Genomic DNA, 20,719 nt, shown 5'->3' on the forward strand with positions numbered 1-20,719 from the left:
TTTAATTCACTCAACAGTTAGTTACTGGAATGCTCCGGGATTAGCTCCACACTGAGAACTTTCTCTGTGACCAATCCCACTTCAACAGCAGAGAAAGGTTCGATCGCAATCGTCACCACATAGCTAATCCCCGCTTTCAACCGCCCATCGATCGCACTCCAAAAATCCCAGGCATTGGGAGTGCGATCGGGTTGTGTCACCCAGGCTCGTACTGGCAGCGGTTGATGAATGATGTCCCCCTTAAACACTTCCGTTGGCAAAATTGGATAGCGCAACAAAGCTTTGAGAACCGTACCCAGGAGGAAGTGTTCAGTGTGTTCATCCGCTACATCTTTTTTAGTCCAAACCGTAATCATGTAGGACAGATCCATCCGGATAGGGGCTTTGGTTTCCGTACCCGTTGTCCCATTGCGGGAGAGCATTGACTCGTTACTTCGTAGTTCGTGATTCTCACGAATGTCGTAGAGAAAAAGATTGATGGTTGGCCTGGTGACTTTTCCTTCCCAATCCTTATCAGGCATATCAAATTTGATGTCGATCGCTTGTGGGTCGATCGGCACCTTTTGAATCAGCAGTTCTTTCAGGGTGTCATCAAGATCTTGAAACATAGTCTGAACCCTCTGGAAGTTCCATTTCACCAGCAGTTAAATTGTGGGGCCAGTCTGGACTATTGAGTTTAGGATTAATCTGGCGGTTTTCAAAGTCCAGCCAAATGAGAGGATCGTGGCGGCAATCGTAAGCTCGGCAGGGAACGGGACGGTAAGCATGAACGGTACAGGTCAGGCACTGCCGATTGAGGTGGCAGCAGTAGCCATCCGTATTTTTGGCAATAATGTAGGGTTGACCTAATTCCCATTGAATCACACCTTCTTCAATATCTTGACGGGATAGGGGAAAAACCATCTTGCAGCATGCCGCTTTGCACAGAGACACCTGGTTTCCACAATCAATCGCCGCCGTCTGTGAGAATTGGTACTTATCCTGATCTGGCTCCTGAATCGACACCCCCGCATCGTGTTGTAAAAATCGCTTCAGTAACCGCTCGCTGACCATCTTTTTGCGATCGTCGATCTCCTCGACCGTGATCACACCTTTTTCAATCAGCAATTCAATCAGGGCATATACAAAGGACGCGGATTCCAGCGATCGCCCTGTGATCGCATTCGCACGAGTATGCAAATAAGCCAACCCCTGAGCAACTTCGCTGTATACGACCGATGCATCTTGCCACGCTGGGCGTGGGGCTTGTTCCGGTTTAGAATTCATAGAACTTCACTCCCGATATGGGTCAATCATTTCCTTTCCCCCTTGTCCCTGACCCGCAAAAACTCCTCCTCATTGATCAACCGACCCATTTTCTGTAACTCCCGTCGGGTGGACTGCAATAAATGGGTCATGCCAACAGGTTCTCCTGCTTCTGCGGCTAAAAAAGCAGCAGACAGGGCAATATTGCGGATATTCCCCCCTGCTAGTTTGAACTGCTCCGAGATCGCCGCAAAATCTACGTCGGGACTGATCGGAGTTTCTTGGGGAAACACCTGTTGCCAGATTTTTAGTCGATGTTCCCCATCCGGGAAGGGAAATTCGACAATAAAGCGAATGCGGCGGGTAAACGCCTCATCCAAATTTTGCACCAGGTTGGTCGTCAGAATAGTAATGCCTTCGTACTCTTCCATTTTTTGCAATAGGTAGGCAATTTCAATATTGGCATAGCGATCGTGGGCATCCTTCACTTCCGATCGTTTACCAAACAGAGCATCCGCTTCATCAAAAAACAGGATGGCGTTCGTCTGTTCGGCTGCCGTGAAAATGCGATTCAGGTTCTTTTCCGTTTCTCCAATATATTTGCTCACAACCTGGGACAAATCAATTTTGTAGAGATCCAGCCCCAAGTCACCAGCAATCACTTCCGCCGTCATGGTTTTGCCTGTTCCCGGTGGGCCAGTAAACAAGGCATTCAGCCCTTTCCCCAGGGATAGCTTACGTTCAAACCCCCATTGCCCGTAGACAATATGCTGATATTTGACCTGCTGGCAAATGCCCCGAATTTGAGCCAGTGGATCAGCTGGCAACACCAGATCTTCCCAGGTGTAATGAGGTTGAATTTTGCGTGCCAGCGCTGACAGTTCCTGTCCCCCCGATTGGGCACGGGCGGCAATAAACAAATTCTCCAGACTGGGCGATGTAGGCTGACCATTCCCCGCTGTTGCAGCTTGCCAACGAGCACTTTGATGGGCCATGTCAACCGCACTGGCAATTTGACCAGACGTGAGTCGAAACCGGTTTGCCAATATATCCAGACTGTCAGGCTCTAACAGCGTGTCGATGTTTCCCAGGTGCGTTCTCCAACTCTCCCGCCGTTGGGTAAATTTGGGCGTGGGAAAGGGGATGGATAGGGGGCTGATCCGCTGGGTGAATGGGGTTGCCCAGGGTTGCTGTCCTGCCAGAATCGTGATCCCGATCGCGCTGGCAAGCTGAATCAGCAATTGTTGATACAACGGCATCTGGTCAGGATGGTGCAACTCATCCAACCTGTCCAGGTACAATACCGCTCCCTGTAAGCGGGCCTCACGAAACAGGAGAGACAGAGTTTGCTCAACATCTGATTTGAGAAACGGCAGACGAGACAAGTCGGCAACCAGCAGTGGTCGGTTTAGTTGGTGAGCGATCGCGGCGGCTGTCCCCTGCTTCCCAGCCCCCCAAGCCCCCTGGAAATACAGGTACAACGGCTGGTTCGATTGCATCGATTGCCTGGTTAAACTGAGCAGCGCCCCGATGGTCGATGGCTCCAGTGGGATTTCCTCCCAGGATGCTTTTCCCTGAACCAGTTGAGCCAATCCACTCAAACGCGGATCCAGCATTGCCTGCCCCAACAACCAGTGGATGATCGGTTCATCCAGCTTCAAATAGTGAGACAGAAGCGGAGGTAGGCTCTGATGGATATCTCCAACCACATGCAACACTTGGTGCTGAAGTAAAGGCGCAGACGGCATCAAACGAACCCGCCGGTTCAACTTCTCTTCTGCGGAAGCACACAACAGATTTAATACCAGATCTACTGTAGGGCGTTTGCGTGTAACATCATCTTGCAAATAAGCATAAATTCGCTCATAACGTAGATCCACTTCTGGAGCCAGCGCAATTAAAATCAGGTCTAGATCAAAGGGGGTTAAATCAAAGGTTTTTGCCAGCCAGTTGAACTGGGGAGGGCAATCCGTTGATTTAGATAAAATATTCATCCCTTTACTTGACTCTAAATCATCCCAATCAGATGAAAAGTTACCTGATGAGGATGACTGTGAAAATTGCAATGCAGGCGCTCCAGGCTCCCGTCCTAGTTCCCGCTCAACCTGTTCCCAATGAACATATAGTCCCCGGTAAAGATCATCTGCTGCCTCTGCTCCATAAACACTCTGTGCCGCAGCAATCACTTGCTCAAGGCGCTGGTCAAGTCTCTGAAACGCTAATAAAAGATCACTAGAACTTTGCTTACCTGCTTGCAAAAACATTGACCTTGGCATAAAAAATTCGTCCCCAGTTAAAGTTGATTTTCTGGTTGGTCAGGCGGTAGTTAGACACCGTGAACGATTCATTATTCAGTAGATCAGTCCAGGTTATATTGAAGGAGAAGGGTACATCAACAAACTGATCAGCCGCAGAGAAATTCAGCGCAACGATGAACTTTTCTTTGCCCTGGGAATGATTGTTGAGTTGCATCTCTGGGGCATTCAGATTATCCCAATCGGTTTGTCCTAAATGATGTTGAAAGGTGTCTATGACCTAGAGCTTTTGAATTCTGGGAAGCCCTCCTCTGCCATATTGCAAGGGATCTTTAGCGCGATCGGGAAAGAAGAGCGAAAGGTTACGGTGTTGCCTTCAACATGAGCACTAAAATCTTTATACATAATGGTTGTGTCTCTAACTAGAGGGAGTGTAATATCTCCGAAACGGCGTTGCACAATAGAAGTATGATGCAATGCTCCCACTGTCAATCCAACCAACCAGTCAAGAGCCTTGCGGAATTATCTTGCCCAATTACATCGCAAGACCTTCTGCTACTCCAAGCCAATAAGAGATGCTGTAAGCATTCATTCAATAACTGTGCAACGCCGCCTGTTGCAATCCCTAAACCAGAGCACCACTGTTGACTAGAAGCAGCGCTATTGCAACCAGCTTTCGCCTCTTCATAGATACCGATCGCCTTTGTCGGTTTTCGGTTGCTTGGGATTGTTCAGTGCTTTGGTTTGGATAGACTTGTAAGTATTCGGTTTACTTCATCAACACCCTTTTGATACCTCAAATTGGTGTACAGAGCTTTTGCTGCTGTAAGTTGAGAAATCGCTTCCTGCCGTCTGCTAGTTGCTACAGAGACTTGCCCTAATCCCTGAAGTGCTATTGCTTGTCTTCCCGTATCTCGAGCCTTTTTAGCTGATTTCAACGCTGTAGAGTAAGTTTTTTTGGCGAGGTCATACTTTCCTTGTGTATTGTAAGTATAGGCTAGTAGAAGCTGATTATCAGTTGTAGCCTTCCCTAATCTTACTAAGTTTTCCAGTTGGGCAATTACTTCTGGACCTGGAATGTGACCCGACCCGTACTGGGTTCCATTGTACCAAAAGAAACACTGCCACCACGGGCAAGGTTGTGCTTGGACAACATGAAGATCAGTTGCAATTAAAGCGGGAGTTAAGGTTAATCCCAGACCAAATAGACCAAATAGAGCAGATGCTTTAAAATCCATAACTAATCTCCTTGAAATTGTAAGGTGTCTCTAAGTTAATTAGATTCTTGTAATGAGACTTATTCAAACTTTCTGCATCACTAAGGAAAGATGAGAGTTAATCACGACTTTAAACGAGCTGTCTTTAAATGAGCTAACTCTTGCCATTTTTTGACTTCCGGCAGATCAGGATCTCCCAAATCAATACATTGTTTGTATTCCTTCCTTACATTTACAATCAAACCAGTTTTGGAATTCTCCTCTAGCACTTGTGCCAATAAACAGTGCGCTGAACCATTTTGTTTATCTATATCAATGGCTTGCATGAGAGTGACTTTGGCTGCTGGATCTTTTAGTTCAAATTGTGCCCAGCCCAAGTTTTTGAGCAGAGCAGACTTCACATTTTTGTATGCATCTAGATCCTCTCGATCTAGTTTTTGATCTTCAGGTAGCCGTAAGCCTTTATTAAGGATCTTAATAGCTACTTTATAATCTTTCCTAAGGATATATAAACGTGCTAGGTTGTTATAGGATGGAGTAAAGCTTGGTATTGCTGAAATGGCAGCTTGATAGTCAGAGATAGCGCTGTTGAAGTGATAGTCAGAGGTAACGCTGTTGAAATTGGATAAACCTTCATTGGCAAGACCTTGATCGTAATATATAACCCCCTTAATTTTATCCGTCTGAAGCATAATCGCTAAATCATACTTTTGTATCGCACTTGAGAACCGCTTTTCTTTAAAGTCCCTATAGCCCAAATAGCTTAAGACGGTGGACACAAAAGGAGTTGCCAGGGAAATAAACAAAATTACAGATAGAAGTGTGAGAGTCGAGAAGCCAGTCCATAAAGCAACTGTACGATAGCGCTGATAATTCCGCTTTCTCTCACTTGCATCAATAAACTGGTTGGCAGAAGGACTGAACCCACCCAGTACCTGATTAAAGGTGGAATCTTTTTGTAACTCCAGAGCTTTTTCCAAGCGTGATCCACCCCACAGTTCTTTCTCCGATCGCTTGCGACTTTCCCACAGCGCAACATCATCATTGAGTCGGTTTCGCAGGGCGATCGCCTGTCGATTTTCTTTAATCCAAGTGTGCAGTAGTGTCCAGGACGTGAGCAATACCTCATGGGCGATTTCGACAGTGGATGCCTGGGAAGGTGAAGGGCGATCGGTCGTTGTCTCTTTGGGGGCATCGCTGACTACCAGCTTTTCATCAATCAATTGTGCCAGGACAGTTTTTTCTAATTCATCTTGGAACTCTGATCGATTCGCTCGTCGGCGTACAGGTTTCCATTCTGTGCCTGATTCTTCATCACCGCCAATATTTATCAACTTGAGAAAGATCCGTTCTGTTGCCGGTTTCTCGGAATTGGAGAAGTGTTTGTAAATGGATTCTACATGCTGTTGCAGAGCACCTCTGACTCCGCCCAGATTGCGATAGGTTTGGATGTTGAGAGTGCGATCGTGCAGTCCATCAACTTTGAGTTCTTCATTCCAGAGTAAATCTAGGGTGTATTGCAGGAGTGGCAGATAGCCCGCTTCGCCCTGCACGTCTTTGATGATTTCCTCCACTAATCCTGGTTCAAAGATTACGCCATGATGGGCAGCAGGTTGTTCAATGGCTAACCGCAGTTCATCAAGGTACATATCGGTGATGAAGTGGATATTGGGCTGGATGAGTTTGGCAAACTGGGGATAGGGATGAATCTGATCCAGAAAGTCCGATCGCATGGCAAGCACCAACTTGACGGATGCAATCCCTGAATTGGCAACCTGAACCATACCATCGATAAATGCTTTGCGCTGGTTTACATCCTGGCAAAGGGTAAACAGTTCCTCGAATTGATCAATGAAGAATAAGCACTGCCACTGTTTCTGTTGCAGGGTTTGCACAACCTGCACCCAGCTATGGGACTGGGCTTTCAGGACAATCTGGGCATCTGCGTCACTCAAGCGGTGGTCATTCTCTGGGTTTCGCAGACTGCGGTAGAGGGAATCAAAGGGATCGCGATCGGGGGTGAAGAGGAAATGTTGAAATTGAGTTCCCCCTTTGTCATAAAGTTGAGGGATCAATCCGGCGCGTACTACGGATGATTTACCACTCCCCGAAGCACCTAAGACCAGCAAAAAGTTACTGTTGTTGACTGCTGTCAGCAAACTGGCAATCAGTTGATCGCGCCCGAAGAACAGTTCTTTATCTTTCAATCCAAATCCTTTCAGTCCTTTGTAGGGCGATGACCAATTCGGTTTACGGTTTTGGATAACGGATGTGGAGATTTGAATGATTTCATTGTAAGTAACTGTGATGTGGTTTTGATCGCCTGAAACGATCGCGCTACCAATCACATTATGCCCCACGGCGATGCTGCGATCTTTGCTAGAAACCTCTGAGTCAACCATAAAACCTCCTCAAGCATTCCTTTTTCTAAGTCTGAGTCACCTCCTTAACTAGTGTTTTGACCAAACATATTTCTCACAAGTTTGTTTTGCTAATTTAGCAACATCAGTTTTTGGAGTAATCAAATTGGAGTGATCGTGCAAGCGATTACAGGCAATTTGAAGCATCGTACTGGGATCAATATTCCAGATTTGAATTGTTGCACCACTGCTCGAGACAATATGCTTACCATCAGGGCTAAATGCAATGGATACAATTTCAGCCTCAGAATCTTGTACGAGTTGACTAACTGCTGCACTTGTTATGGTATTCCACAACTGTATTGCTGTTTTTTGAGTAAAAGCAATTTGAGAACCATTTGGGCTGAATGCAACAGACCATACTTCTTCCCCATGTCCAACTAAAGATTGTCCAATAGGAACACCAGTTTTAGCATCCCACTGACGCACCGTCGTATCAGCACCACCAGAAATAATACGGCTACCATCAGGGCTGAAGGCTACAGATCGAACAATATCCTCATGTCCAATCAAAGGTTGCCCGATTGGTGTACCAGTTTTGGCATCCCATATTCGTACTGTTTTGTCCGCACTACCAGAAACAATACGAGTACTATCAGGGCTGAAGGTTACGGATCGAACGATATCCTCGTGTCCAATCAAAGGTTGCCCGATTGGTGTACCAGTTTTAGCATCCCATATTCGTATTGTTTTGTCCGCACTGCCAGAAACAATACGAGTACCATCAGGACTAAAAGCTACGGATGTAATTCCACCTTTATGTGCAATCAAAGGTTGCTCGATCTGTGTACCAGTTTTGGTATCCCATATCCGCACTGTTTTGTCCGCACTACCCGAAGCAATACGACCACCATCAGGACTAAAGGCAACAGACCAAACTGTTTTCTTATGTCCAATCAAAGGTTGCCCGATCGGTGTACCAGTTTTGGTATCCCATATCCGCACTGTTTTGTCCGCACTACCCGAAGCAATACGACCACCATCAGGAGTCAATGTGACAGACATAACTGTATCCTCATGTCCTCGCAAGAATTGGTCAATGAGCGAGGGAGCCTTGACATTCCATATTCGTACTGTCGCATCAAGAGAACCAGAAGCAATATGAGTGCCATCAGGACTAAATGCGACCGACATAACTATATCCTCATGTCCTCGTAAAGGTTGTCCAATCGGTTGACCAATTTGGGTGTCCCATAATCGCACTGTTTTGTCTTCACTACTAGAAACAAGTTGGGTGCTATTGGGACTGAATGCAATAGACCACACTGCTTTCTCATGCCCAATTAAAGGTTGCCCAATAGGAACACCAGTTTTGGCGTCCCACACCCGTATTGTTTTGTCAATACTACCGGAGGCAATTCGCTTACCATCAGAACTAAATGCTACAGATGTAATTACATGCTTATGTCCATACAGAGGTTGCCCGATAGGAGCACCAGTTTTGGCATTCCATAACCGTATTGTTTTGTCAGCACTGCCAGAAGCAATGCGTGTGCCATCAGGACTAAATGCTACAGATAAAATTTCGCCCTTATGTCCAATCAACGGTTGCCCGATCGATGCACCAGTTTTGGCATCCCATATCCGTACCGTCTTGTCATAGCTACCAGAGGCGATGCGTGTACTGTCTGAGCTGAACGCTACAGATCGAACAACGTTTTTATGTCCTTGTAGAGGGTGACCAATAGGAGTAGCAGTTTTGGCATCCCATATCCGTACCGTCTTGTCGCCAGATGAGACAATGCGGGTACCATCGGGGCTAAATGCCACAAATTGAACTGTTTTCTCGTGTCCTTGTAGAGGTTTACCAATAGGAGCGCCAGTTTTGACATCCCACAGCCGCACTGTTTTGTCAAAACCACCGGAGACAAGACGGGTGCCATCAGGGCTGAACGCTACAGAGTAAACTTTTAGGGGGATGAGATTGAGTTCCTGTTCGACTTGTACTGCATCCATTAAACTGCTCAATAACGAGACAGGCTTTGAATCATGCGACAGGCGAATTAAGATGGAGCGGTTCAACCCCTCTGCTGCAATAGCATGGATAGTCGCTTCAACTGGTCGATTCGGAAGTAGAGTTTTCGCTGTAACAGCAAGTTGTTCCATCCGTTGCCACTCTGCTGTTTGAAGCTGATATCCAGCAAAAATCGTTGAACTTGTTGTTAGGATTAATGCTGCTGCAAGTCCACCAATTCCAAGCCTTTGTAGGCGTTTACGATTATTCTCAGTTTTTTCTGATGCTTTGCAAAACTCCACCTGCAATGGAGTCATATCATTACCTGTTCGGTGATGATATCGTCGGAGCAAGTCTAAATCCGGTGGACGCCACAGACTTCCCTCTGCCCGTCCCGTCTCCTGCCAATGCACCGCCGCTTCATCCAAGCGTCGTTGAAAGCGCAAATCATTACGACTACCATCGAGCCAATCTTTCATCTTCTGCCAATGCTCAAACAGCGCCTCGTGGGTCACTTCTGCCGTATCGGCTCTTGCTCCCGATGCCAGCGTAATCAACCGTACCCCTGGATCTGCAAAACGGGCGATCACTTGCTTCACCTGATCCGGTTGATCTCGGTAAGATGTCAAATTCTGAATCTCGGTGCGTCGCCGTGTATCTTTGGTGCCTTCTCCCAATTGCACCAATCCCAGAAACACTCGTCGGGCAATTTCCTGCTCATCCGGGTTCAGACTGTCATAAATCCGCTGGGCTTCCCCTGCCAGTGCACCGCCCACCCCACCAATTTCTTTCAGCGTTTCTGCGGGTGCTTTCCCTACTGCCAACCCTTCCCAAATCCGGGTCAGGGTAAACTCCAGCAAGGGCAACGCACCCTCTCTCCCTTCCGTCTCCTGAATCAATAAATCGATCGTCGCTTCGTCTAGAGGGTGTCCTGCTAACCGGGCAGGTTCGGCAATGGCTCGCCGTAATTCTGACTGATCCATTGCTGGAATGATCACCCCCTGATTGGCAATCACCTGATTTAACACAGGATGCCGTTGGGTCTCACCCAGAAAATCACTTCGCAAGGTCAAGATGACAGAAACTCGTCTCGACGTATCTGCCGCTGCATCCAGCAAATTTTCAATAAAAGTTGTGCGCTCTGTTGCCTCCCTGCATAGGGAATAGACTTCTTCAAACTGATCCACCAATATGACCAATGGCGAGTCAGCAATCTCTGGTAACAGGTCAGCAATTCGTCGCAGTCCATCGTATTGTCCGGTCTCCGTCACTTGCTTCAGTTCTGCTACAAATTCCCGTGTTTTGGCAACGGGGGTTGAGTCCTGCGTAGCGATTCGCGCCAACACTCCTGCCAGAGCTTCCACCGGATGCGATCCAGGTACTAATACTGCAACGATCGCCTGCTTACGTCCAGGTAAGGGATGTCTAGCCAGATCGGGAATTAGCCCCGCCCGCACCAGCGATGATTTACCACAACCAGACGGTCCTAAAACAGGCAAAACCCTTAATGCAGGCGTTGCTAACGTTCCCTGTTCGTACAAGTTCCGTAATAGTGTCCAGAGTCGTTCGATCTGAACTTCTCGCCCAAAATAGTGATCGCTGTCCTCCTCATGAAATGCCAGCAACCCTTTGTAAGGATTAAGACCAATCGCGATCGCGTCTGCCGATAGTTCAACTGGAGCCTGTAGCTCCTGCTGATACTGGTAAATCACGACCTTGTTGCCATTGCCGGAAATAATGGCACTGCTGATCACATCCCGCTCAATCGCAATGTGGCGATCGCCGGCAGAAACACTCGTGTCTGCCATATCCTGAGCCTCAAATCGCTAATCCAACCAAGGGAAGTAGTTTGTACCAATTCTCCCCTAACCACCCTGCTGCCTTTTCAACATGGGGACGCAGTTTATCCATGCTTTCCGCAAACCCCTGAGCTTTTTGGGCATAACTCAGTGCTCGCCCCAGTGCCTGACCCACTTCATCTTTATCCGGTTGTGGCTTTTTCAGTTCCTCCTCGGCATCCGCGATCGCATTGTCAATTTTGCGGCGATCGGGTGTTTCCAGCATAGCTAACACATCTCTTAAAGCATTGAATTCTGCATGAATATCTACACTTGATTGTGAAGGCAAAGCTGCCTGTTGATAGTGGATAGTTGTTGCGTTGGCATCTCCAGCAATTACGGCACTTCCCATCACATTACCACCAATCGCAATTGATCGATTCTGAGGTATTGGAGTGGACGCTGGTTGTATTGCTGCGGTTGACAGGGAAGTGGATTGAGCAGAGGAAAACGATTGAGAGCGCTTGCGATATTTCAGAACAGGTATAGACGATTCAGGAATTCCTTTCAGGTCGATCGCATTACAGCCCCACTCAAACGCTTGGTCATAAGGTTTACCAGACCCTATAGCCTGATAAAATCCACGAGCAAAATGAATAGCAGTTTTATCCCCAACTGCCGAATTCATCCCTAAAACACAATCAATATGTTGATGAATTGCCTCTGCTTGGACATCAGAGTAACAAGCATTTAGAAAGACACATTCAACTTCATTTTGAACTAATCGAAACAAACCAGATAAGGCCGTAGTACTAATTAACTCAGATTGACCTACATCATTCTCCAATACTAGCCCCTGACTGCCAGTTCCATGCCCCGAGAAGTGAATAATTTGAGGAGTGTAATCGAGCAGTACTTTTTGTAAGTCATCAACGCGGACTGCCCAACGAGTGATAACTTCAAACCAGTCACGATTCCTCGACTGTTCTAGTGAAAGCTGAATTTCTCGAACTTCTTCATCCAATCGTAGCCGATTCATATCCGTAGGATTTGCGGCTAGAACCAGGATTTTATGCATGACAACCCCTCCCTTAGTTAAGGGCGATCGCGTGAAGCAAGTAGTTCTTACATAACTATACTTAACTACCAACCAAATTTGCTCTGGCAGTCAAAAAAAGATACCATTATTCGCCTTATTGAAATGCTTCTTTATGATTGGGAATCTGGGCAAAGTTCAGCACGGGTCTTGGTCGTCCGTCATCCCGTCTTGAGCGTCTTGGCTCTCTCAGATATCCTTACAATACTGGTATTTCTAGGACTTGAACAGCTTTTCGCAAAATGAGAATTGCTGCAAGGATGGGACAATGACTGATCACCAATTCTTTGCTCTTTTTCCACGGCGTAGATACCAAAGCATCACATCTTCAGAGTAGATGACTCGCCAAGTCTGGTTTGCCTGTCGTGAAAATATCCTGATTCGACTTGAGCAACAGGCAAGCCGAGTTATTAGATAAGGTTTAGTGAAAGCGAGTTGATGTGAAATAGCAGGTTGATGAGCTAGGACACTCGCTAACTAACTGAGAGCCTACAAAGGACTGGCATAAACTGCTTGATCGATCGCCTGCTCCACCTTCTCTGAATAATCTGGTCTCAACCCTGCCAACCTAACCACTTTCCAAGACTCGACCCTCTCTCCCCGTCGATCGAGGATTTCCGCTGCCCACCGCACTCGTCGAATCTGGTAATCCTCAACGCTTTCTACCACTGAATCCAGATAAGCCTTCGTAAGTAGCATCTGATTAAGGTGTTGTTCGATCAGCGCCAATTGACCGATCTCTTTTGCCACTCGGCTCACCGTAATTCGGATTGGTTTCTCGGTAGCCAGTAATTCCTGTACAATTGCTCGCACCTGAGCCAGAATTTGCTCATCTCGCGTCTGCCAGTCCACACGATTGTGTTCATAGGTTCAAACTGGCGAAGGTATCAGATGCCGCCATACAATCCTGAAAATTCAGACTGGGTAAAGGGTTCAGAAGAATTTTCTGATTTGCATGTCAGTTCTTACGCCGGAAAGGGTAATGAAACCATTTTGATGTGTACCAATTAAACCCTTCGATAATTGGTGCCTTGAAACCCGCATGATAACGTTGTCCAAAGCTGTACCAAATAATCTAGAGGTTATTTGGTACAGTAGGTGAGCACTAGATATGGAGTTTTCAGACAAAATTCGCGTTTTTGTTTCTGAAAGCCTTTAGGAACAACGATTATGGCGCTTGGGTGGCGGCAAATGACAGCTTCGCCAGTTTGAACCCTCCTACGGACTCTTATAAAAATAAGTTGCGTAACTTTCCCCTTTTCCCCTGGGTGAAATCGTTAGGCTAGATAGAGTGGCGTTCTAGTTGCACCATGGTTCCTGATTCAGTAGTCAAGCAAATTGAACATAAATATCAACACCTTAGCCCCTTCTTGAATGAGCGTAGCCGTCGGTTATGGGCTGCAACGGAAGCAGAAGCGTTGGGGTACGGTGGCATCGTTGCCCTCCATCGTGCCACTGGACTGAGCCAAAATACGATTCGTGCAGGACTCAAAGAATTGGGTGGTGAATCAACAGAGTTGCTTACGTCTGAACACATTCGCCAAGCGGGAGGTGGACGCAAACGAGTCGAAGCGCGAGACCCTCTGATTTTAGAAGCGTTGGACCGTTTAGTCGAACCCACCACTCGAGGAGAACCCGAATGTCCTTTGCGCTGGACGTGCAAGAGTGTCAATCAATTGGCAGATGCTTTGCAGGAGCAAGGGTATACCATTTGTGCCATGACGGTGTACACGCTGTTGGTAGAAATGGGCTACTCGTTGCAGAGCAACCGCAAGACCCAGGAAGGCAAGCAACATCCGGACCGAGATAGCCAGTTTAACCACATTGCTCGGCAGGTGGAAGTGTTTCAACGGCAGCACCGTCCGGTGATCTCGATTAATACCAAGAAGAAGGAGAACCTGGGTCAATTCAAAAATGGGGGACAGGAATGGCAACCGAAAGGTGAACCAACTGCTGTCAAGACCCATGATTTTCCTGACAAAGCCCAGGGTAAAGCCATTCCCTATGGCATTTATGACCTGACTCATAACCAAGGGTGGGTGAATGTTGGCATTGACCATGACACTGCAGAGTTTGCGGTTGAATCGATTCGCTGCTGGTGGCAGCACCTCGGACAAGCCCAATATCGCCGCAGCAAGCATCTGTTAATTACGGCAGACTGTGGGGGAAGTAATGGTTATCGCAATCGGTTGTGGAAGCTCAAACTGCAGGAGTTTGCAGATGAAACGGGCTTGACATTGCATGTTTGCCATTTTCCACCGGGTACCAGCAAGTGGAACAAGATTGAACATCGCTTGTTTTGTCACATCACGACAAATTGGCGAGGACAGCCATTAACCAGTTTGGAAACCGTGATTAACTTGATTAGCAACACTACGACTAAAACTGGTTTAGAAGTTCACGCTCAACTGGATAACAATCTCTATCCCACAGGAATTCAAGTGACGGATGAACAGTTCAATGCGATTGCCATAGAGCGGTGTCGATTTCATGGAGAATGGAACTACCGGATTGTGCCGCGAAAGACTGCTTAGTTAAGCAACTTATTTTTGTAAGCATCCTACGGAGACCCAAATCTGCTGAGCGTCATAGAACTCACCCCGCTGCTCGATCGCATACTTACCCAGCAGTAGAGCTAGCCATAATTGCACCAAGGGCATTTCTACAGACCGCTGCAACTGCATTAACGGTATCGTTGAAATGCGTTGCTCTGTCATCCAGCGGGCAATTGTCTGCCCCCACGCTGACACATCTTCATCATGGGCCAAACTGAGGGCGGCATTAAACGCTTCCGCCTCCGTCAAGCCTGGATGCTGACTCATCTGCTCGTCTAATGCTTGCAGTAAAGCCGACTGGTCAAGTTCCCCCACGACTGAACTTGGTGACATGGAACGCTCCGGTGACTTTCTGGGCAAGCTCTCTAGGGGCTCAATAAACTGATCTAAATCTACCTCCATCGTCTGCCGCACATACCGATCGAAGGCATCGCTGGGCATGACTGGGCCTTCAGAACTGGTGGTTGCTTCCAGTTCCTCAAATGCTAGTACTGATCGCGCCTGAAACACCTGAACAATTTGGGCGATCGCCTCAGCCGCGACTTGCAGTTGTCCTACGGTATCGAGGTCAGTTAATGAATCCTCCAACACATCCAGGAGCTGTCTGACATCGGCATCATCTGGAGCGATCGTCGCTTCCTGCAATACCTCCCATAGTGGTAGCTCTAATTGCTCTACTTGCCTCATGCCCTCGCCTCAATGATGCAGTGGACAGGGTCGCAAACCACATAGCTCTGGATCGAGTCGAGTTTGGCTAGCAAACTTTTTCATCCCATAGCGGTCTTCCAAAACATTCAGCAACTTCCCCACGTACTGATGCACCTGGCTGGGTACCATTCCCAGGCAATGCACAGGGGGCACGATCGCAATCTTCTCTTGGCCCTGCCAGATCTCAGCGGCGATCGCATGGACGGGTGTATCTGCTCCTGCCTTGCGATACACCACCAGCACCCCAAACACGGTTTGACTGAGTGGTTCAAACTCAACTGGAATTTGCTCCAGTTCGCCCTCTTTCCGTCTGCGACTCCGTGTTTGATTAATGCGATCGCGGTTTCTGGCATAAGAGCGGCGACTGTAGCAGACCGCTGGAATCCAGCAACCATCCCCTTCGGCTCCATGTAAGGCTTGCGCTTGCTCTGCCGACAGCATGGCACACTTACGACACTTCTCAGGTAGCGATCGCCGCTTGGGGGTGCGACTGGGATCAGGGTGGACAGGTCTGGGCATCGGGTAACTCACCAAATCCTTTAACAGTGGAGATCCATGTGACTGAAATCATAAGCTTACCGCCAGTGCAAGCATAAGCTTGCCAGAATGATAGCTGAAAGCCTGATTATTACGTTTGGTAGGCATCGGAGTGGGTTCCGTTATTGACATGATAAACTTGCCGAAAGTTGTTTTCTCAAGCATAAGCTTGCCGAAAGTCGCTGCATCTTTACTTTAGGCATAGCACAGTCAGACATAGCCCTTTTCGTTGAAATTCCTAAGCCTGATTGCCTTGAGCAAAACCGCTAGTTCTTGCATTCACTGGCAGGTGTTCCCATGTTAAGGAACGAGCAATTCCAGGAATGGTGTCATCGCTTGGGTCTCTCAAGCCGCAGTTGTGAGCTTGTTGGGCAGATTCGTTCCTCCGAGCCAATCCGCCGGGTGGGTGGGGGAGCAAACAACGTGAGTGGTCGTTACCCTAGCCAGAAAATGGGTAGAACCATTCAATTTGAATCTCACAAAGTTGAATTGCCAGCAATTGAGGACTATGAGGCAGATGACGATGTGCTGGAATATTATGACCAACCGCTGAAACTGACTTTGTCGTATGCGTCAAAGAATGGTCGGCGGGTTGTTTGCTCGCATGTCCCTGATTTCTTTGTTATTCGACAATCATCTGTTGGGTTTGAAGAGTGGAAACCGGAAGCACGGCTCAAGATATTGACCCAAAGCCAGCCTAATCGCTACTGCCAGAATTCAGATGGAGATTGGTACAGTCCACCTGGGGAACAGTGTGTTGAGGCATTCGGCGTTTACTATCGGCTTCGAACTGACCGTGAGATCAACTGGACGCTCTACCGGAATCGTCAATTTTTGAGGAGCTATCTGAAGCAGGGTTACAGTGTGGATGAAGAAGTCAGCAAGGCACTTCAGGCAACCGTCGTTACCCATCCAGGAATCACCCTCACCGAATTGATTCAAACGGTTAGCAACAGCAGTGTGGATGATATCCATGCGTTGATTGCAACTCATCAACTGTATGCCAAGCTCAAGCAAGAGCCTTTAGCCGAACCAGAACGTGTGCATTTATTTCAAGACTCTCGCATTGCAGAGGCGTACGCGGTTGTCGTGCCATGCTTTAGCACTACCTCAACCCGCAATCTTCAGATCTTAGATATCACAGTTGGTATGGAGTTAAGTTGGGACGGCAAGAGTTTGATGATCCTGCAAAGGGGTGCAACTCAAATCGTGCTGCGAGGTGAAAGTGATTTAATTCAATTGAGCTACGCCGAATTCAACCGTCTAGTGCAACAGGGGAGTATCACAGGTCTAACATTACCCGAACCCTCGTTGAGAAAAGCCGCTATTTGGGAACAGATTAGTCGAGCCAGCCCTACAGATTTGGAGACTGCCAACCAGCGATACAGAACGATAGAGCCTTACTTACAGGGACAATCTCCCGGTGGCAGTATCGTTTCTGAACGTACCATTCGCCATTGGAAGGCAAAGTTTCGTAGCGCTCAAGAAACTTATGGCTGGGGGTATATCGGGTTGCTCCCCCACCAATCTGCTAAAGGCAATCGCCAGTCTCGATTGCTGCCTGAGAGTTGGGAATTCATCGACCATATTATTGAACAGCACTATGAAACACTCAAGCAGCAGGGCAAACTCGCCGTCTATGGCATTCTTCTACGAGAGTGGGAAAAGGCAGGATTTGAGAGTCCTTGCCCCAGCCGCACAACCTTCTGTCATCGAATTCAACAACGAGCAGGCTACCAGCAAACACGACAGCGGCAGGGCAAACGAGCCGCTTATCCACACGCTGCGGTTTACCATGAGCTAGCGTTGACAACGCCTTGTCACGGGGGGCGTCCCTTTGAAATTTGCCATGTTGACCATACCGAGTTGGACATTGAGTTGGTCTGCATTCGAACTGGACGTTCCCTGGGTAGACCCTGGGCGACCGTACTGTTAGACGCATTTTCCCGAAGGATTTTGGCAATTTACTTGAGTTTCGATTCTCCGTCCTATCGTTCTTGCATGATGGTGTTACGCCTGTGCGTTCAACGATTCGGTCAATTTCCCGAAACCCTTGTCGTAGATAATGGTGCTGAGTTTGGCAGTATTTACTTTGAAACTCTCCTGGCTGCTTTTGAATGCATCAAGAAGCAACGACCAGCTGCCAGCCCACGATTTGGTTCATTGATTGAACGCTTGTTTGGGACAACCCACACTGAGTTTTTCTACAACCTGAGAGGGAATACACAAATGACCAAGTGTATCCGACAGGTCACAAAATCGAATGATCCAAAACGACTGGCTGTCTGGACATTAGCAGAGCTATACGAGCAGTTCTGCGGGTATGCCTATGAAGTTTATGACCAAAAGGAACATCCAGCGTTGGGGCAGAGTCCTCGCGAAGCATTTTTAGGTGGAATCGCTCAAAGCGGTAGCCGAAGCCAGCGGCAGATTGTCTACGATGAGAATTTTCGAATTTTCACGTTGCCCTCAACCCCTAAGGGAACTGCCAAAGTACAAGCCGGTAGCGGGGTTAAAATTAACTACCTGAACTACTGGTCAATCGATGACTCGTTTCTTCAACCCAGTGTAGAGGGTACGCGAGTGCCTGTGCGGTATGACCCGTTTGATATGGGCACTGCCTATGCTTATGTGGATGGGCAATGGGTCCGGTGTATTTCTGAGCACTATGCTTTGTTGCAGGGACGTTCCGAGCAGGAAGTACGCTATGCCAGTCTGGAACTTCGTCGACAGAAGCAACAGTATGCTAACCATGCTACTGTGCGGGCAAAAGAAATTGCAGTGTATTTAGAATCGGCAGAGGCTCAGGAGACATTGCAACTGCAACGCTTACATGACCTGGCTGTCTCAGATATTCATAAAGCTTTGCATCCAGAAACTCCCGCCAATCATCTGGTTGTACCAACCCCTCACCCCACTGCTCCAGTAGGCATCACACTTCCATCAAAGCACCCGATAGAACCCCAAAATTCCCAACGAATTCAGGCATACCACCAGGAGGAGCTATGGTAAGTGCTGATTCACGCCCCTTTCCTACAACACTGCTGGAACAGACACCTGTCGAGCGATTGTCGTACTTCCAACGCATTACTGTTCCCCATCAAAAGCTGCGGGTGGCTCTAGCAACCCTGCTGATGAATATTGAGTCACCGATTGATTTATCCGTTTTCTTTGTGGTCGGTCCGGCAGGAGTCGGAAAAACAACGTTACGACGACGGGCTGAAAGACTGCTTCTGGAAAGTGTTCTACCGACAATGCTTCACTCTCCTAGTCAGCTTCCTGTTGCTGGCATTGAGGCAGTTCCAGCGGAGAAAGGGACATTCAGCTACAAAGATTACTACCTGAGGGTTTTAGAAGCATTGAATCCACTCCAGTCTCAAGCCAAGATGGTGGGCGATGACATGGAATCTCAAGTCAATAAAGCACCCTACTATTATCCAGGGTTTCAGGGAAAGCAGCCGGAGACTCTCCGACGCATTTTGGAACAAGCCATGAAGCGCTATCAGCTCAAAGCCTTCATGATAGATGAGGCTCAGCATCTGGTACTGGTGGCAGGGGGTAAACAGATGCTACACCAAATGGACTGGCTCAAATCCATTGCCAACCTGAGTGAAACCATTCACGTGTTGTTTGGCACTTACGATTTGCTCAATTGCTGCACTCTAAGTGGGCAGGTGAGTCGGCGCAGCGATGACATTCATCTGGCACGTTACCTGCCTGAGCAATCTGAGGATTTAGAAGAGTTTAGGCGAGTAATTCAGACATTTCAAGAGCATTTACCACTGTTAGAAGAACCGAACTTGATGCAGTACCAGGACTATTTGTTGGAATATTCCATCGGCTGTGTTGGCATTTTGAACACTTGGTTAACGAAAGCGTTGCGAATGGCATTAGCAGAGGATGCCAAAACATTGCATCTTCAGCATTTGCAACAGAATGAATACTCTTCTGCAAGGCGAAAACAAATTCGGCAGGAAGCAGAATCAGGCGAAAAGCGCTGGCAGAAACAAATGACTCAAGGGAGAGTTACCAAGCCTGAATTGGCTGATAGTGCAAATCTTGCACACCCTCCTGCTTCGCTTCGTCCAGGACAGCGACAAGCCAAGCGAGATCCGGTAGGAGCAACCCCTCATGCCAGTTAAAAGCTACTCTGCCGACACATTTTGGAACTTGGATAAGCCTTTTTTACCTGGTCGAAGTCGTCTCCTTCCCCTCAAGCCAATTGGCATTGGGACTCTACACGTAGAGAGTTTGACCGGGTATATTGCTCGTTTGGCGCAGGCCCATTGCTTAACAACCGAGGAGTTGCTGTCGTACGAAATAATGCCTCTCATGAATGACAGAGGGTTTCAGGTTGATAGTCGGACGATCTATCGATTATTTGGCAGTTGTAGGTCGTTGCCCCAAGAGGACGAGACCAGAGGCGATCTGCTTAAGGCTCTGTTACAAGCCCTTGAGGAACTGACGGGGCGGCAGGACTTATTGCAGTTGAGTGTGCTGCAATGGGCTAGCGAAATTTTTGCCTTTAGCCTGTCACATCCTTATCAAGCGTGGTGTCCTGTCTGTTACCAGGAATGGCGTAACGATAACCGAGTCATCTATGCCCCACTGCTCTGGTTGCTGCTTTCTAGGGGTATGACACCGTTCCTGGCAATTAAGTACCACATCGGCTGAAACCTTTTCTCAGTGGAAGTTTCAGACTGTGATCTTGCCTATTTTAGACACCATTGATGAACAGAAGCCACTGCGAGGGAATCGTGGCGGTGCTTGATTGATAATTTCTGCTCATCTTGTTTTTGGTCATCACTCATTGCTGGTGCGGCAATTAGTCAACGATGAGATCGGACTTTGGAGTCCTTAAATCCTGCAAGATTACGCTTGTAGTATTAGGTTCTGGAGATAAAAAAGTCCAGAAATAGTCCAACTCATCTGTAGTATGGTTTTTCCAGCTTTA

General features: G+C 47.7%; 15 protein-coding genes. 4 read left to right on the plus strand and 11 right to left on the minus strand.

Annotation, left to right across the window (positions count from 1 at the left end; genetic code table 11):
- Positions 1–17: 17 nt before the first annotated feature.
- The 9 genes from ACN4EK_RS05410 to ACN4EK_RS05450 form a co-directional block, all read right to left on the minus strand.
- A complete protein-coding gene (locus tag ACN4EK_RS05410; protein ID WP_431656472.1) occupies positions 18–608 on the minus strand; it encodes a DUF4255 domain-containing protein in 591 nt (196 codons plus the stop codon).
- Positions 592–1,266, minus strand: coding sequence for a YkgJ family cysteine cluster protein (locus ACN4EK_RS05415; protein WP_431656473.1), 675 nt, complete (start codon positions 1,264–1,266; stop codon positions 592–594). Before ACN4EK_RS05415 ends, ACN4EK_RS05410 begins: the two co-directional genes overlap by 17 nt.
- A 26-nt stretch (positions 1,267–1,292) precedes the next feature.
- The gene (locus tag ACN4EK_RS05420; protein WP_431656475.1) at positions 1,293–3,521 is read right to left on the minus strand and encodes an AAA family ATPase; all 2,229 of its coding nucleotides are present in this window, start codon (positions 3,519–3,521) and stop codon (positions 1,293–1,295) included.
- Positions 3,490–3,717 carry a hypothetical protein gene (locus ACN4EK_RS05425; RefSeq protein ID WP_431656476.1) on the minus strand — a complete coding sequence of 76 codons (228 nt, stop codon included), beginning with the start codon at positions 3,715–3,717 and terminating at the stop codon, positions 3,490–3,492. The genes ACN4EK_RS05420 and ACN4EK_RS05425 overlap by 32 nt, the downstream gene beginning before the upstream one ends.
- 514 nt (positions 3,718–4,231) lie before the next feature.
- A complete protein-coding gene (locus ACN4EK_RS05430; RefSeq protein ID WP_431656478.1) occupies positions 4,232–4,738 on the minus strand; it encodes a tetratricopeptide repeat protein in 507 nt (168 codons plus the stop codon).
- A gap of 101 nt (positions 4,739–4,839) precedes the next feature.
- Positions 4,840–7,119, minus strand: coding sequence for a tetratricopeptide repeat protein (locus ACN4EK_RS05435; RefSeq protein ID WP_431656480.1), 2,280 nt, complete (start codon positions 7,117–7,119; stop codon positions 4,840–4,842).
- A gap of 48 nt (positions 7,120–7,167) precedes the next feature.
- Entirely contained in the window at positions 7,168–10,899 is a 3,732-nt protein-coding gene (locus ACN4EK_RS05440; protein ID WP_431656481.1) for a WD40 repeat domain-containing protein, read from the minus strand.
- Between the two features lie 10 nt (positions 10,900–10,909).
- Complete coding sequence (locus tag ACN4EK_RS05445; RefSeq protein ID WP_431656482.1) at positions 10,910–11,947, minus strand: CHAT domain-containing protein; 1,038 nt, start codon at positions 11,945–11,947, stop codon at positions 10,910–10,912.
- A gap of 507 nt (positions 11,948–12,454) precedes the next feature.
- Positions 12,455–12,817 (minus strand): TnsD family Tn7-like transposition protein, encoded by a 363-nt coding sequence (locus ACN4EK_RS05450; RefSeq protein WP_431656484.1) that lies wholly within the window; start codon positions 12,815–12,817, stop codon positions 12,455–12,457.
- A gap of 458 nt (positions 12,818–13,275) precedes the next feature.
- On the opposite strand from ACN4EK_RS05450, the gene ACN4EK_RS05455 reads away from it, so the two are divergent.
- Positions 13,276–14,499, plus strand: coding sequence for an ISAzo13 family transposase (locus tag ACN4EK_RS05455; protein WP_431656485.1), 1,224 nt, complete (start codon positions 13,276–13,278; stop codon positions 14,497–14,499).
- A 9-nt stretch (positions 14,500–14,508) separates the two neighbouring features.
- On the opposite strand, the gene ACN4EK_RS05460 is transcribed toward ACN4EK_RS05455, so the two are convergent.
- Complete coding sequence (locus ACN4EK_RS05460) at positions 14,509–15,207, minus strand: hypothetical protein (protein WP_431656486.1); 699 nt, start codon at positions 15,205–15,207, stop codon at positions 14,509–14,511.
- A gap of 9 nt (positions 15,208–15,216) precedes the next feature.
- Entirely contained in the window at positions 15,217–15,747 is a 531-nt protein-coding gene (locus ACN4EK_RS05465) for a hypothetical protein (RefSeq protein WP_431656487.1), read from the minus strand.
- A 315-nt stretch (positions 15,748–16,062) separates the two neighbouring features.
- Here ACN4EK_RS05465 and ACN4EK_RS05470 point away from each other — a divergent pair, with 315 nt between their 5' ends.
- From ACN4EK_RS05470 to ACN4EK_RS05480, 3 genes are read left to right on the plus strand one after another with little or no spacing between them, the layout of a single operon-like run.
- A complete protein-coding gene (locus ACN4EK_RS05470; RefSeq protein WP_431656488.1) occupies positions 16,063–18,777 on the plus strand; it encodes a TnsA endonuclease N-terminal domain-containing protein in 2,715 nt (904 codons plus the stop codon).
- Positions 18,771–19,907 carry an AAA family ATPase gene (locus ACN4EK_RS05475; protein WP_431656489.1) on the plus strand — a complete coding sequence of 379 codons (1,137 nt, stop codon included), beginning with the start codon at positions 18,771–18,773 and terminating at the stop codon, positions 19,905–19,907. The genes ACN4EK_RS05470 and ACN4EK_RS05475 overlap by 7 nt, the downstream gene beginning before the upstream one ends.
- Positions 19,897–20,439, plus strand: a complete 543-nt coding sequence (locus ACN4EK_RS05480; RefSeq protein WP_431656490.1) for a TniQ family protein — start codon at positions 19,897–19,899, stop codon at positions 20,437–20,439. The genes ACN4EK_RS05475 and ACN4EK_RS05480 overlap by 11 nt, the downstream gene beginning before the upstream one ends.
- Positions 20,440–20,719 lie beyond the last annotated feature (280 nt).

Source organism: Pantanalinema rosaneae CENA516 (assembly GCF_050753385.1).
In the GTDB taxonomy this organism is placed as follows: domain Bacteria; phylum Cyanobacteriota; class Cyanobacteriia; order Leptolyngbyales; family Leptolyngbyaceae; genus Pantanalinema; species Pantanalinema rosaneae.

Excerpts from the sequence above, each read along its gene's own strand:
- ACN4EK_RS05435 (WP_431656480.1), bottom strand. The coding sequence starts at position 7,119 with ATGGTTGACTCAGAGGTTTCTAGCAAAGATCGCAGCATCGCCGTGGGG.
- ACN4EK_RS05465 (WP_431656487.1), bottom strand. The coding sequence starts at position 15,747 with ATGCCCAGACCTGTCCACCCTGATCCCAGTCGCACCCCCAAGCGGCGA.
- ACN4EK_RS05475 (WP_431656489.1), top strand. The coding sequence starts at position 18,771 with ATGGTAAGTGCTGATTCACGCCCCTTTCCTACAACACTGCTGGAACAG.
- ACN4EK_RS05420 (WP_431656475.1), bottom strand. The coding sequence starts at position 3,521 with ATGCCAAGGTCAATGTTTTTGCAAGCAGGTAAGCAAAGTTCTAGTGAT.
- ACN4EK_RS05430 (WP_431656478.1), bottom strand. The coding sequence starts at position 4,738 with ATGGATTTTAAAGCATCTGCTCTATTTGGTCTATTTGGTCTGGGATTA.
- ACN4EK_RS05455 (WP_431656485.1), top strand. The coding sequence starts at position 13,276 with ATGGTTCCTGATTCAGTAGTCAAGCAAATTGAACATAAATATCAACAC.
- ACN4EK_RS05410 (WP_431656472.1), bottom strand. The coding sequence starts at position 608 with ATGTTTCAAGATCTTGATGACACCCTGAAAGAACTGCTGATTCAAAAG.
- ACN4EK_RS05445 (WP_431656482.1), bottom strand. The coding sequence starts at position 11,947 with ATGCATAAAATCCTGGTTCTAGCCGCAAATCCTACGGATATGAATCGG.
- ACN4EK_RS05480 (WP_431656490.1), top strand. The coding sequence starts at position 19,897 with ATGCCAGTTAAAAGCTACTCTGCCGACACATTTTGGAACTTGGATAAG.
- ACN4EK_RS05425 (WP_431656476.1), bottom strand. The coding sequence starts at position 3,717 with ATGCAACTCAACAATCATTCCCAGGGCAAAGAAAAGTTCATCGTTGCG.
- ACN4EK_RS05415 (WP_431656473.1), bottom strand. The coding sequence starts at position 1,266 with ATGAATTCTAAACCGGAACAAGCCCCACGCCCAGCGTGGCAAGATGCA.
- ACN4EK_RS05440 (WP_431656481.1), bottom strand. The coding sequence starts at position 10,899 with ATGGCAGACACGAGTGTTTCTGCCGGCGATCGCCACATTGCGATTGAG.
- ACN4EK_RS05460 (WP_431656486.1), bottom strand. The coding sequence starts at position 15,207 with ATGAGGCAAGTAGAGCAATTAGAGCTACCACTATGGGAGGTATTGCAG.
- ACN4EK_RS05470 (WP_431656488.1), top strand. The coding sequence starts at position 16,063 with ATGTTAAGGAACGAGCAATTCCAGGAATGGTGTCATCGCTTGGGTCTC.